This is a genomic window from Candidatus Eisenbacteria bacterium, from assembly GCA_035577985.1.
In the GTDB taxonomy this organism is placed as follows: Bacteria; Desulfobacterota; Binatia; order DP-6; family DP-6; genus DATJZY01.
This window is the reverse complement of record DATJZY010000043.1, coordinates 1-13,274: the sequence shown is the minus strand read 5'-3', so window position 1 is coordinate 13,274 and position 13,274 is coordinate 1. Positions and strand designations below refer to the sequence as shown.

Genomic DNA, 13,274 nt, shown 5'->3' with positions numbered 1-13,274 from the left:
TCGCCGATGACTACGAACCCGACGTGCAGGAGCCGGCCACTCAGCCCCGACGAGGTCGCCGCCTTCGGCGCCGAACTCGATGCGCTGCGCCGCGACACCATGGCGAGCGTCGGCGCGCGCGAGGCCGACTACGTCCACGGCGTGCAAGCCTTCGTGCGCTATGGCGAGATCGGGGGTCGTGGGTTGCTGATCTTCGGCTGGCTGCCCCCGGCCTGGCTCGCGGGCACGACGCTGCTGTCGTTCTCGAAGATCGTGGAGAACATGGAGCTCGGCCACAACGTCATGCACGGCCAGTACGACTGGATGCGCGATCCCGCGCTCGACGGCCGGCGCTACGAGTGGGACACGGCATGCCCGGGCGACGCCTGGCGCCACTCGCACAACTACATGCACCACACCTACACCAACGTCGAAGGGAAGGACCGCGACCTGGGCTACGGAATTCTGCGGCTCACCGACGCGCACCCGTGGCAGCCTGCGCACGTGTTGCAGCCGCTCGCCGCGGCGGCGTTGGCGCTCTTGTTCCAGTGGGGCGTCGCGCTTCACGATCTGGAATTCGACCAGGCGCTGAGAGGCGAGAAGCCGTGGCACCGCCTCCGGCAGGAGCTCGGAGCGATCGTGAAGAAGGGCGCGCGGCAGTTGCTGAAAGACTACGTCTTCTTCCCGGCGATCGCAGGTCCCGCCGCACCGCCCGTGCTATTGGGCAACCTGACCGCGAACCTGGTGCGGAACGTGTGGGCCTTCGCGATCATCTTCTGCGGACACTTCACCGCCGACGTCGAGACGTTCGACGAGGCGGTGCTCGCGGGTGAGACCAGGGGCCAGTGGTACCTCCGCCAGCTCAAGGGCTCGAGCAACCTGGACGGGGGACCGGCATTCCATTTCTTGTCCGGCAACTTGAGTCTCCAGATCGAACACCACCTCTTTCCCGACGTGCCGGCCGTGCGATACGCCGACATGGCCGAGAAGGTCCGTGAGATCTGCGCCCGCTACGGGCAGCACTACAACACCGGGCCGTTCACCCGGCAGTTCGCGAGCGTGATCCGGCGGATCTTCCGCTACAGCCTGCCCACGACGCACTCGAGAGCAACCCACGCCTGTGCCGCCTAGCCCCCCAGAGGAGGAGTGCCACCATGCCGATTCTCTCCCGCATCGAAGCCATCAAGGACCTGATCCAGGAGGCCGTCGACAAAGGGGCGACCACCGTGGAGCAGATACACAAGGTCATCGCCGGCATGCCGCTCGATGCGCTCGCGAAGCGCGGCTTGCTGCGGACCGAGGACGCCGACGAGCGCAAGCAGGCAAACGAAGCCACGATCGGCGTCGTCTACGACGCGATCCGGCGCATCAACCGCGAGGTCGGTGAGCTCGCCTCCTCGGTGTTCGAGGCAATCGAAGAGCAGGTCGACGTCCAGAAGCAGCTGAGCGAGACGGACAGGAGACGCCCGAAGTAGATGGAACGAGAGTCGGCAGGTCTCGTGAAGAACCCGTTCACCACGGGGGACGACCCGCACGCGGCGGGGGAGGCACGCTACCGGGGGTGGCGTATCCCGCTCAACCGGCTCATCTGGCGCGCCCACATCTTCACCGCGAGCTCGTTGATCGTCTGGGTCGAGCGGGTCCGCCCGAACCGGGGGCTTGGCCTGCGGATCTTCTCCGCGTCGGCCAGGCTCACGAACCGGCTCATCGGCGTCCGGGTCGAAGTGACCGGTCTCGACAAGCTCGATGCGACGCAGGCCTACGTCTTCACGCCCGATCACCGGAGCCACGCCGACATCACGGCGCTCATGGCGGCGCTTCCGACGGCACGCTACGCCGCCAAGCGGGAGCTGTTCGACGAGCCGGTGCTCGGAGCGGCGATGCGGGCGCTCGGCATGATCCCGATCGACCGCGACAACCCGGCACTCGCGAAACGGACGCTCGACGAGGCCGCCGCAAAGCTCGGGAGGTCGGTGTCGGTGGTGATCTTTCCCGAGGGCACCCGTGCCCCCGCCGGACAGATGCTCCCGTTCAAGGCGGGCGCCTTCGTGTTCGCCATCGAGCAGCAGATCCCTGTCGTTCCCGTCGCCGTCCACAACGCGGCGCAGGTGATGCCGGCCCACGGATACCTCTCCATCCCCGGTGGGCGTGTGGTGGTCGAGATACTCGACCCCATCGCGACCGCCGGGCTCACGTACGAGGATCGCCATCGGCTCAAGGAGCGGGTACGCACGGCCTTGCTCCAGGCTCTGCGTCCGGAAGACGGCGGAGTCGCCGATCGACGCGACCTGGGCTCTTTCACCGGCCACGCGCTCGGGGTGCGCGCCATGGCTGCCCGGACCACGTCGGGTGCATCGCCGTCGTGCTCCGGATCCTCACCTCGTGGCGCGGAAGAGGAATCGCACCCGTGACGCCGAACGTCACCGTGATCGGGGCGGGATCGTGGGGGACGATGCAGCCATTTCCCCGCAAGGGCCGAGAAGGCTTCCCAAGCTGGACGCCGCCGGTTCGACCCCGGTCGCCCGCTCTTTTTTCCCCCAGACGCGCCGCGCAGTCGTAACGGCATCATCGGGTTGCTGGGGCGGTGTACGCCAGTCGGTGCCGGCTCTGGTGCCGGTGCGCGAACGCGTCGAGCCGCCTCCGTCAGCGATGACGTGACACGTCGATAGCTGTCCAGATCGGCGTGCCGAGCGGCCGGCGCTGCACCAATCCGGCGACGTTTCACACCGTAAGATCCCCCTTCACGCCCTCCTTTTCAGGGGGGCGATCTCCATGACGAGCAGCGAAGTACCCCGATACCGGGCGAGGCGGATCGAGCCGCCAGCGACAGTCGATCACCCACACTTTGAATCCACTCCGACGGAAACGACGATACGCGAGAGACGGACGGCATTGGAACGGGTTGCACGCGGCCGGGTCGCAGCCGCGATGCCGTTGATTCTGGCGCTGGCCCTCTCAGCCTCCGAATCCCAGGCGGCGACCCGCCAATCGTGTCACCGTACCTGCAAACGCCTCGCGCGCCACTGCATGGGGACGACCTCGAAGCCGGGGCGGTGCCAGCGACTCCTGCGCCGCCTCGACAAGTGTACGCAACGGTTCGCGGACGTCGCGTGCGAGGCGACTGCGACCACGACGAGCAGCACCACCACGACGACCCTCGCAGGGGGGGCCGCAGTGGTCATCAGCGTCGACGAAGCCCGGGCCGCGACCAAGACGTTTCCACCCGGGGGCGGAACCCTGACGGCCACGGGAGCGGACGGCACCGTCTACACGCTCACGATCCCTTCGGGCGCCCTGCTCGCCGAGACCCCGATCACCATGACGCCGATCGTCTCCATCTCGGGCGGGGATCTGCCCAGTGCATCCCTGCTCGGGGTCGACCTGCAGCCGTCGGGGCTGCGGCTATACGAATTCGCGGACCTGAGCATCGCCCCCCCGCAGCTCAGCCCCTCCGCCAACATCGCGGGCTTCACCTACGAAGGTGACGGCGACGACCTCCACCGCTATCCGGCTGCGCTGGATGGGGGGCGCATCCTCCTCCACGTGATCCACTTCTCTGGCGCGGGAGCCAACATCTGCGTCGAGCTCTGTCCTCCCCCGATCGATCCGCCGCCGCAGGCCATCACGGAGTCCCAGCTCGAGCAGCTGATCGCGTCGCTCGACCCGCACGATCCGTTCTACGCCACGCGGCTCGCGGAGCTGCTCCACGCCTACTACGACCTCTTCATCGCCCCCGATCTGCCGCGCATGCAGCAGGACTGCGACTACGCCACGAGCCGAATTCCGAAGGTGCTCGCGTGGTCGCGGACGAACCAGATTCTGCTCAACGAGGAGGGATTCCAGGGCGAGAACCAGACGGTCGGTAACGCCCTGGTCGGATCGGTTTCGAATTGCTGGGCGGAGGCGACCGGGACGTGCCTGGACTACGGCAATACCTACCAGGTCCAGAAGGTGGTGCAGATGGCACGACAGGCCCAGCTCCTGGGCGGCGATCCCGAGGTGTTCGACCCATCCAAGGTGCGGCGCTGCTCGGGTCTGTGGAGCGGGACCGTCACACAGGAGTGGGCGTACGACGTGGATGCCGACTACTACGAGGCCGGCGCGCACGTCACGTGGCGCACCCGGCTGCGCAGGACGCAGACATGGCAGATCATGCCGCACGTCATCGGAGACCCTCCCTGCGTCGACTGCCTGTCCCGGGTGTTCGAGACCACCTGGACCGGCTCTGCATCGGTCGACAATCTCTACGTCCAAGAGTTCCCCAACTGCACGGTTACGGGGACCGAGCAGGACCAGATCGATGGCACCTTCCCGTCGGCCATCGTGATCGGCATCTCGCCGGACCAGAGCAAATTTTTCGTCTCTCGGGCCGGGGGCCAGAGCGTCCCGCCGAATGGCGACGTGTACAAGGACACCGAGGGCCACGGCGTCACGTGCCTGGGATACGAGGAAACTTCTCGGGGATCCCTTCACGTCTGGGAGAGCTGGGACTACTACCGATTCCCTCACGAGCTCCCGCTGGGACGCACGGATCCCACGATACCGACGACCTCGGAAGGGCAGAAGGTCGACCGGCAGGAGTCGCCCGGGCCCGGCGGTAGCCCGATCGTCATCACGAACACGTTGACCTGGAAGCTGACGCTCGAGCCCGACGCCGGGCAGTAGGATCCGCCGCCGTCATCGAGGTCGACGGGGCGACCATCTACGGCCACTTGGAGCGCTTGCCAGCCACAAATCTTCGAGGCGCCGCTCCATGTCAGGCGGGCCGCTCGTCTGAGCCGCAGCCAGACTTGCGTCGGAGTCGCGCCGCGCGCTACCCGCTGTGGCGGGTCGGTCGCAATGCGCGAAGAGCTACCGCCGGTCGCGTTCCTCCGCGCCTTCTCCCGCGCGGCTGAGACGCTGAGCTTCAAGGACGCGGCGGCCGACCTCGGCCTGTCACCGTCGGCACTGAGCCGGCAGATCCAGGCACTGGAAGCGCACCTCGGCATCGTGCTGTTCCGGCGTCTCAACCCGGGGCTGGAGATCACTGACGAGGGCCGACGCTACCTCGTGTCGGTGAATCGTGCATTGGCGGAGCTGCGCCGTGGGCAGGAGGCGGTCGCCGCCCCGCGCTCCGGTCCGCTCCGCGTGAGCGCGCTCGAATCGTTCACCGAGAGCTGGCTGATCCCCCACCTGGCGGACTTCGAGCGCGCCTGCCCAGGAATCGAGCTGCAGGTGGAAGCGACGCTCCGCTACGCGGACTTCACGCGCGACCCGGTCGACGTCGCGATCCGTTTCGGGACCGGCCCGTGGGGCGATCTCCACAGCGAGCCGATCGTCGACATGTCGTACTTCCCGGTCTGCAGCCCGGCGCTGCTCCGCGGCGATCCACCGCTGCGCGAGCCTGCGGGGCTCCGGTCGCACACGCTCATCCATGTGAGCCAGACGCCCGACGCGTGGCGCGGGTGGCTCACGTATGCCGGGCTGGCGGATCTCGAGCCGGCGCGCGCCATCACCTACGATCACCTCTCGATCGCACTCAGCGCCGCGGAGGCCGGCCGAGGGGTTGCGCTCGCCAGCCAGTTCCTGTGCGAGCAACGGTTGGCGGCCGGACGTCTGTGCGTGCCGTTCGACCTTCGCGCGTCGTCGCCCACGACCTACCACTTGGTGTGCCGACCCGAGGGCCTCGACGACCCGCGCATCACCGCGTTCCGCGACTGGCTGGTCGAGGCGCTCGCGTAGCCGGATCGGATGCGCCGCACGCAACCGCGCGTGCAAGGAAATCGTTTGTGTCGGGACTCGGGCGCCGGAAGATCTCCCACATGAGACAACTCACTTGCATCGCTCCCGGCACCGTCGAATGGCGAGAAGTCCCCGAGCCCCGGCTCGAGGGGGATGGGGAGGCCCTGGTTCGCCCGCTGGCCGTCGCACGCTGCGACATCGATCCTTTCCTCACCGCAGGCTTGTTTCCCCCGCGTGGACCGTTTGCGCTCGGCCACGAATGCGTCGCGGAGATCGTGGCGCTGGGGGACGCGGTCCGTGGGCTCGCGGTCGGTCAGCGCGTGGTGGTGGCGTTCCAGGTCTCGTGTGGCGCCTGTCGATCCTGTGGCGCGGGCCACACCGCGAACTGCGACAGATACCCGGTGCTCTCCGACTACGGCATGCAGCCGCTCTCGGGCGTCGAGTACGGCGGCATGCTCGCCGACGTCGCCCGCGTCCCCCACGCGGAGGCGATGCTCGCGCCGGTTCCGGCCGGCCTCGACTCGGTGGCGCTCGGCAGCGTGTCCGACAACGTGCTCGACGGCTATCGCGCCGTCGCCCCGCACCTGGCCGACTTCCCCGGGGCCGACGTGCTGATCGTCAGCCACGGACTGAAGAGCGTGCCGCTCTACGCCGCGCAGACCGCCGTCGCGCTCGGCGCGGCTCGCGTCGACTATGCGAGCGACGATGCGGAAGTGCTCGCGTCGGCCGAGCGCCTGGGTGCCCATCCCATCCGTACCGACTTCGAGAAACCCGAGCGCCGCTACCCGATCGTGGTCGACGCGGGGCTCACGCCGTCCGGCCTGCGCTATGCGATTCGCGCGACGGCGCCGGAGGGCACGCTCCAGAGCGTCAGCTTCTATGTCGGTGGCGACATGGCGATGCCGCTCGGGCGGCTCTACACGTTGGGGATCCGGTTCTTCGTCGGACGCGCCCACTCGGCGGCGCTCCTGCCGGAAGTGATGTCACTGATTCAGCAGAGACGCCTGCGTCCCGAGGAAGTGACGACGCGGGTCGTCGACTGGGAGGAGGCGGCAGTCGCGTACCTCGAGCCGGCGATCAAGCTCGTGGTGCGGCGGTCATGAAGTCGTCGCCGGCAGCGTTGGTCGGTGGCTGATCGCCGGCGCCGCGATGAAGCGCGATGGGCGGTCGCAGGGTCGTACGCCGCCGCACCATCCACGGTAGCGCGTTGACAGTGGAGGCCGGCCACCATACCGTAGGTATCTGGCTTAGCCGCGACCGCGATGATCTTCGCGATGCAGAGCGAGCCCACCGCCTCCACGGTATGGCCTCCGTGCTGTCGGCGCCTGTCAGAGGCTACGATGGAATTGGAGGACACATGGCAACTGGTCGATTCGGCCCCTGCCCGCACTGCGATGCGGCGTTGTCGTACCTGGAAGGTGTGACCGGCAGCACGATGACGCCCAAGTGCCCGCGCTGTGGGGCCCTCGTCACCGTCGATCGCGCGACGTTCCTCATGGCGGACAATTCGCGGCCACGCGAGCCGAAGAAGCCGCCACAGTCGCTGGCGCGCTGACCCGCGCCAACAAGAAGGCGAGCGATCCACCAGTTCGAGATGGTGGAGCGACCGGTCCCCACCGGGTCAGGCGCGGGCGCGGCTCACCGCCGTACGATCAGATGCTCCCCGCAATCGACGCAGTACTCGCTCTGCCGGCGCCGCGCCGCTGCGTGTCGCTCCTCTTCGCAGCGTCCTTGACCGATCCGGTCGTTCACCACCCGACCACACTGCGGGCAATAGGCGACGGGCGAGTTCGCTCGGCGGTGATTCATGTTGTCGCAGCTCGCGGCGATCATGCGAGTCACCGGCTCTTCCGATCGGACGCGTACGCTCGGCATCGTAGCCGTGCCCCACGGAGGAAACGTGTGGTGATCAACGCCGGCCACCGCGGAACCCGCCTCGCGGGGGTCCGGCGCTGAACATCGGAGGGATGTTCTGCGGCAGGGGTGCCGGTGGTGTCTTGACCATCATGCGGTCACGACGTGCCTTCATCCGGGTACGGAGCCGCTCGCGCTCGACGCGATCCTCCGCGGCATGCGCCAGCAGCGCGATGGGGAGCTCGATGACGACGTTTCGCGTTCCTTCGCGCAATGCCACTCCGACGTTGGCATCGTCCCCCCCGGGAAGGTCGACGAAGTCGGCCTCGAGGCGACCCGATATTCCGCTCGCCAGCTGCGCGAGCAACCGACGGTGTTCCGGCGAGATGTCTCGCAATCGCATGCGCTGCCACCCTTCTGATGTTGGAGCCGTGCTCCAGCCGGATAGCCGGACCGCGTCTACGTGAATGTCGCGGTGCCTGGGCGAGCGGCTCTTCGTGGAGAGGATGCCGCAGCGGACGCACAAACAAGGTGACGGTTCACTGTACTGGCTCGTGCCTCCGGGCGCAAACCGCGGTGCTGCATGGCGAACGCGCTGCCCGCGCCGTCGGCCGCGGTTGCGTGAGCGTCGCCGGCGGCCCGCGTCGACCGCCGTGCCGCTCGAACATCTCCAGGCCGGCGCCCTTCGCGGAGCTGGGCGCGCCTGGGCCTTGATCGCCGCACGCATTGAGTGAGAACGTCCCCCCATGGGTGAGCGCGTCTTCGTCGTTGGCGTCGGCATGACCGACTTCGTGAAACCGTCGTCCCGGCCGGAATGGGACTATCCCGACATGGTGCGCGACGCGGGCACGCAGGCGCTCGGCGATGCGGGCGTCGCGTACGCCGACGTCCAGCACGTCGCCGCCGGGTACTGCTTCGGCGACACGACGGCCGGCCAGCGGGCCGTCTACGAGCTCGGCCACACGGGCGTCCCCGTCGTGAACGTCAACAACGCCTGCGCAACCGGCTCGACGGCGCTGATGGTGGCGCGGAACGCCGTTGCCGCCGGGATGGCCGACTGCGCGCTCGCCATCGGCTTCGAGAAGATGGGCAAGGTGAACTTCTACACCGACCGCGCCTACCCGCTCGACAAGCACCTCGCGTCGATGGCGACGCGCCACGGGGCGAGCGACGCGCTCATCACGGCGCAGATGTTCGGCAACGCGGGCCGCGAGCACATGGAGCGCTACGGCACCAGGCCCGAGTCGTTCGCACGCATCGCCGTGAAGAACCACAAGCACTCGGTCCACAACCCGCGCGCGCAGTTCCGGAAGGAGTTCAGCCTGGACGAGGTCATGGCGTCGCCGCCGCTCTACCCGCCCCTCACCCTCCTCCAGAGCTGCCCGACGTCGAGCGGCGCGGCGGCGGCCGTCGTCGCGAGCGAGCGGTTCGTGCGCGAGCGCGGGCTCGCTGGCCGCGCCGTCGAGATCGTCGGACAGGCCATGGCGACCGATTTCCAGAGCACGTTCTCGGACGGCGACATCGCGATGGTCGGGTCGAATCTCACGCGCGCGGTGGCGGAGCGCGCCTACGAGCAGTCGGGCCTCGGCCCGGAGAACGTCGACGTGATCGAGCTCCACGATTGCTTCTCGACCAACGAGCTCATCACGTACGAGGGCCTCGGCCTCTGCCCGGCGGGCAAAGGGGCCGAGCTCATCGACTCGGGCGCGACGACGTACGGCGGCCGCTGGGTGGTGAATCCGAGCGGCGGCCTCATATCGAAGGGACACCCGATCGGCGCGACGGGGCTCGCGCAGTGCGCCGAGCTCACGTGGCAGCTTCGGGGCGAGGCCGGTCCGCGGCAGGTGAAAGGCGCGAAGGTCGCCCTCCAGCACAACCTCGGTCTCGGCGGCGCCGCCGTCGTGACCCTCTACCGGCGAGACGCTGCCTAGCCGCTACTCGTCGCCGCCCTCGCCGTCCCCATCCCCTCGTCCCCCGCGGCCGCCCTCGTGGCGGCCGACGGCGCGCAGCTCGTCGATCTGCTTCGACTCCTCGTGCATCTTGGCGTCGTCGTGACCCGACGGGCGGCTGACGTGCGGCAGCGCTTCCCGTCGACCGCGAGTCAGCGGATCAGGGCGCTTCGTGGACAGCGGGTCGGTGTCGGACGCGAGCCCGGCGCCGCCGGCCAGCAGCAGGGACGCAACGACGGCTAGGGCCTGTGCCTTCATCGCTCCACCTGCGATTTCGACCAAAGCCCTCCGGTGGTCAAGGCCCGATTGGCCTCTCGCGGCGCGTCGATGGGCGCGGCAGACGGAGTCCCGTCGCCGCGCCGTTCCCGTCCCTGGTCGACGTCTACTCCGCCGAGCGGCGGAACTTGACGAGCGTCACGTCGTCGCTCACCGGCAAGAAGGTGGCTTCCACGCGCAGATCCGCGTGGATGTCTTCGGGGGGGCAGTCGAGCAGCTGGCTCTGGAAGTGGATGCCCTCGTCCAGGAGCACGTCGACGACGTTGTACGGGGTATCGCCTTCGAACGCGGGCAGCGTCGGCCCGTGCACGATCGTCCAGGTGTAGATGCGCCCGCGGCCGCTCGCGCGCTCCCAGGCGAAGCGGCGCGACAGGCATTGCGGGCACGACGGTCGGGGGTAGTGCCGCCACGCGTGGCAGTCGGTGCAGCGCTGGAAGCGCAGCTCGCCGCGGCGCGCCGCCTCGTGGAACTCGTGATTGTCGAGCGTGAGCTCCGGCAGTGGACGGCCGCGCGTGATCACCTGGCTACGCAGGTCGGCCATTCCCGCTCATCTCCGGAGGAGGACCGCCCCCGTGGGGTCGGTGTTTGCGCCGGCGAGCAGCACCAGCTCGCAATCGGCCACCTGCGACGTCGAGGTGCCGCGGATCTGGCGCACCGCTTCGAGGTTGTTGTTGACGCCGTGGATGAACGCTTCGGAGAGCTGCCCGCCGTTCGTGTTGGTCGGCAGGCGGCCGCCGTCGAATCGCAGCGCGCCGCCGGTCACGAACGGCCCTCCCTCGCCGCGGGGGCAGAAGCCGTAGTCCTCGAGCGCCATGATCACGAACGAGGTGAAGAAGTCGTAGCAGAAGAACGCGTCGACGTCGCGCGGGGCGAGGCCGCTGTTCGCCCACAGCTGGCGCCCCACCCGAACGGCGCTGTCCTCGTCGCGATTGCGGGCGAACAAGGTCGACAGGCGGATGTGATGGGAGCCGGCCGCGAGCGCCCCGGCGTGGATGACGGCGGGACGCTGGCGCAGGTCGCGAGCCCGTTCGGCCGAGGTGACGATCAGGGCGCACGCGCCGTCGGTCTCGATGTTGCAGTCGAGCAGGCGCAGTGGCTCGGCGACGTAGCGCGAGGCGTGGTGGTCCGCGACGGTCATCGGCCGGCGCATGACGGCGCTGGGGTTGCGCTCGGCATGCGCGCGCAGCGCGACGGCCACTTCCGCCAGGTGATCCTCCGTCGTGCCGTAGTCGATCATGTGGCGACGCGTGATCATCGCCATCTCCTGGAACGCGCTGACGAGGCCGTGCGGCACGTGCCACTGGTTGAGGCCCGCGAGCCGCTCGGGCAGTCGCTCCCAGTACCGCCCTCCCTGCACCGCGTCCTTGCCGAAGACCGACGTCTTGCCGCGGGCTCGCGAGCGGAAGACGAGCACCGTGTCGGCCATGCCGGCCGTGATCGCGACCGCCGCGTGGACGACCACGCTGACCGAGCCGCCGCCGCCCCAGCTCGTGCTCGCCTGGTAGCGGATCAGGGGGTTCCCCAGGGCGGCCAGCAGATTCTCCTCGTCCGTCGTCTCCATGTCGTAGCGCACGACGCCGTCGATCGCGCGCGGGGAGATGCCCGCATCGTCGCAGGCGGCGAAGATGGCTTCGATCGCCATGTCGAACTCGGAGCGACCGAGACTGCGGGAGAACGGCGTCTGCCCGATGCCGGCGATGGCCGCCTTGTCGCCGATCGCGTTCATTTCGGCGTCCGTCCGCCGAAGGTGACGGGCATGCGGACGAGGCCGTTCATGAGCGTCGAACGCAGCGGCACGATGTCGCCCGCGAGCGAGAAGTCGGGGAAGCGGTCGAGGAGCTCCTCGAACAGCACGCGCGCCTCGAGCCGTGCGAGGCTCGCGCCCAGGCAGAAGTGCTCGCCGAACCCGAAGGCGACGTGCATCGCGTCGGCGGGGCGGCCGACGTCGAACACGCCGGCAGTGGGGCCGAAGACCTCCTCGTCGCGGTTGCCCGATGCGTACAGGAGGAGCGCGTAGTCGCCGGCTGCGATCCGTTGACCGCGGATCTCGGTGTCGCGGGTCGCGGTGCGCGCGAAGCTGCGGATCGGCGTCACCCAGCGCAGCATCTCCTCGACGGCGCCCGGCAGGCGATCCGGGTGCGCCACGAGGGCACGGCGTTCGTCCGGGAAGTCCATCAGGGCCTTCGCGCCGCCGGAGATGAGGTTGCGCGTCGTCTCGTTCCCCGCGACGAGCAGCGTCATGCAGAACATGAGGACCTCCTGGTCCGCGAGCCGGTCGCCGTCCATCTCCGCGGCCGCGAGCGCCGAGAGGAGGTCGTTCTGCGGCCGGTCGCGGCGTTCGCCGAGCCTCCCGTGGAAGTACGCGAACAGCGCGCCCACGTGCTCCATCGACTCGGGCGACGCCCCGGTATCCGCAGCGGCGATGATCGCGTCGGACCACCGCTTGAAGGCATCCCGATCCTCGGCCGCGACGCCGAGCATGTCGGCGATGACGAGCATCGGCAGCGGGACGGCGACCGCCTCGACGAAATCGTGCGTCTCGCCGGATCGGATGGCGTCGAGGCTCTCTCGGGCGATCGCCCGGATGCGCCCCTCGAGACCTGCCACCATCCCCGGCGTGAACGCGCGGCTCACGAGCTTGCGATAGCGATTGTGCTGCGGCGGATCCATGTGGATGATCGACGGCGGCGTCTGCATCGGCGTCTCGCCGCGCAGATCATCGTGGATCAGGATGCCTCGCGCGGAGCAGAAGGTCTCCGGGTCGCGCGAGACCTGCATGATGTCGGCATGCTTGGAGATCGCCCAGAGCCGCGCGCGCTCGCACCGATACACGGGAGCATGCCGGCGCATCCAGCGGAACGCCGCGTGCGGATCGGCGAGGTAGAAGTCGGGGTCGTCCAGCGCCGGCGCCGAAGGGGTCATCTCGGGGATCGCCATCGATCGTCTCTTAAGAGATTCGTGGCGCCCACGGCAATCCGCCGTGCCCGCGTGTTCAGCGCCTGACCGTGATGCGCAGGAACGTTGCGGGAATGGACGTGGTCCCAGGCGTGGGGCTCTGGTTCTGGTGCTCGAAGAGCGCGACCAGCTCCTTCTGTAGATCGGCCGCGCGACCGTTCTTCTCCGCGGCCTCGAACGCGTTCATCGTCGGGCCGCAGTACGTGCGGAACGCCGCCACGAGCTCGGCGGGCGGGTCCGGGTAGTCGCCCTTCTCCCAGAGTGCCTTGTTCGGATTCATGCGAGCGCTCCTTCGTGACCGGGTCAGCTCTTCAGCCGCATCGGTCCCATGTAATCGCGCTTACCGATCGGGACGCCCTTCATACGCAGGATGTCGTACGCCGTCGTGGCGTGGAAGTAGAAGTTGGGCAGCGAGAACGACAAGAGGAATCCCTCGGCCGTGAACGGCAGCTTGAAGTCGCGGAGCTGGAAGACAACGTCCTTGCCTTGGAGCGCGTTCACCTCCCCGGGCGTCACCTTCTGCAACGCCTCCCGCGCCTC

General features: G+C 68.8%; 14 protein-coding genes. 8 read left to right on the top strand and 6 right to left on the bottom strand.

Translation table 11 applies throughout. The annotated features are described in order from the left end of the window. Window positions 1-6: 6 nt before the first annotated feature. The 8 genes from VMS22_07205 (at window position 7) to VMS22_07170 (ending at window position 9,485) form a co-directional block, all read left to right on the top strand. Entirely contained in the window at window positions 7-1,110 is a 1,104-nt protein-coding gene (locus VMS22_07205; GenBank protein ID HXJ33815.1) for an acyl-CoA desaturase, read from the top strand. A 23-nt stretch (window positions 1,111-1,133) separates the two neighbouring features. Next, window positions 1,134-1,454 (top strand): hypothetical protein, encoded by a 321-nt coding sequence (locus VMS22_07200; protein HXJ33814.1) that lies wholly within the window; start codon window positions 1,134-1,136, stop codon window positions 1,452-1,454. After that, on the top strand, window positions 1,455-2,390 hold the full coding sequence (locus VMS22_07195) for a lysophospholipid acyltransferase family protein (protein ID HXJ33813.1): 936 nt from the start codon (window positions 1,455-1,457) through the stop codon (window positions 2,388-2,390). 616 nt (window positions 2,391-3,006) lie between these two features. Then, entirely contained in the window at window positions 3,007-4,644 is a 1,638-nt protein-coding gene (locus VMS22_07190) for a hypothetical protein (GenBank protein ID HXJ33812.1), read from the top strand. Window positions 4,645-4,818: 174 nt separating this feature from the next. Beyond that, on the top strand, window positions 4,819-5,700 hold the full coding sequence (gene gcvA, locus VMS22_07185; protein ID HXJ33811.1) for a transcriptional regulator GcvA: 882 nt from the start codon (window positions 4,819-4,821) through the stop codon (window positions 5,698-5,700). An 80-nt stretch (window positions 5,701-5,780) separates the two neighbouring features. Then, on the top strand, window positions 5,781-6,803 hold the full coding sequence (locus VMS22_07180) for an alcohol dehydrogenase catalytic domain-containing protein (protein HXJ33810.1): 1,023 nt from the start codon (window positions 5,781-5,783) through the stop codon (window positions 6,801-6,803). Between the two features lie 254 nt (window positions 6,804-7,057). Next, complete coding sequence (locus VMS22_07175; protein ID HXJ33809.1) at window positions 7,058-7,255, top strand: hypothetical protein; 198 nt, start codon at window positions 7,058-7,060, stop codon at window positions 7,253-7,255. A gap of 1,045 nt (window positions 7,256-8,300) precedes the next feature. Next, entirely contained in the window at window positions 8,301-9,485 is a 1,185-nt protein-coding gene (locus VMS22_07170) for a lipid-transfer protein (protein ID HXJ33808.1), read from the top strand. Between the two features lie 3 nt (window positions 9,486-9,488). On the opposite strand, the gene VMS22_07165 is transcribed toward VMS22_07170, so the two are convergent. The 6 genes from VMS22_07165 to VMS22_07140 form a co-directional block, all read right to left on the bottom strand. Next, window positions 9,489-9,761, bottom strand: a complete 273-nt coding sequence (locus VMS22_07165; protein ID HXJ33807.1) for a hypothetical protein — start codon at window positions 9,759-9,761, stop codon at window positions 9,489-9,491. 124 nt (window positions 9,762-9,885) lie between these two features. Further along, the gene (locus tag VMS22_07160) at window positions 9,886-10,320 is read right to left on the bottom strand and encodes an OB-fold domain-containing protein (GenBank protein ID HXJ33806.1); all 435 of its coding nucleotides are present in this window, start codon (window positions 10,318-10,320) and stop codon (window positions 9,886-9,888) included. Window positions 10,321-10,326: 6 nt separating this feature from the next. After that, window positions 10,327-11,505, bottom strand: coding sequence for a lipid-transfer protein (locus VMS22_07155; GenBank protein HXJ33805.1), 1,179 nt, complete (start codon window positions 11,503-11,505; stop codon window positions 10,327-10,329). Next, complete coding sequence (locus tag VMS22_07150; GenBank protein HXJ33804.1) at window positions 11,502-12,716, bottom strand: cytochrome P450; 1,215 nt, start codon at window positions 12,714-12,716, stop codon at window positions 11,502-11,504. The genes VMS22_07155 and VMS22_07150 overlap by 4 nt, the downstream gene beginning before the upstream one ends. Window positions 12,717-12,771: 55 nt before the next feature. Next, complete coding sequence (locus VMS22_07145; protein ID HXJ33803.1) at window positions 12,772-13,014, bottom strand: hypothetical protein; 243 nt, start codon at window positions 13,012-13,014, stop codon at window positions 12,772-12,774. 23 nt (window positions 13,015-13,037) lie between these two features. Then, the coding region (locus VMS22_07140; protein HXJ33802.1) for a DUF1993 family protein at window positions 13,038-13,274 on the bottom strand (237 nt) is incomplete at its 5' end.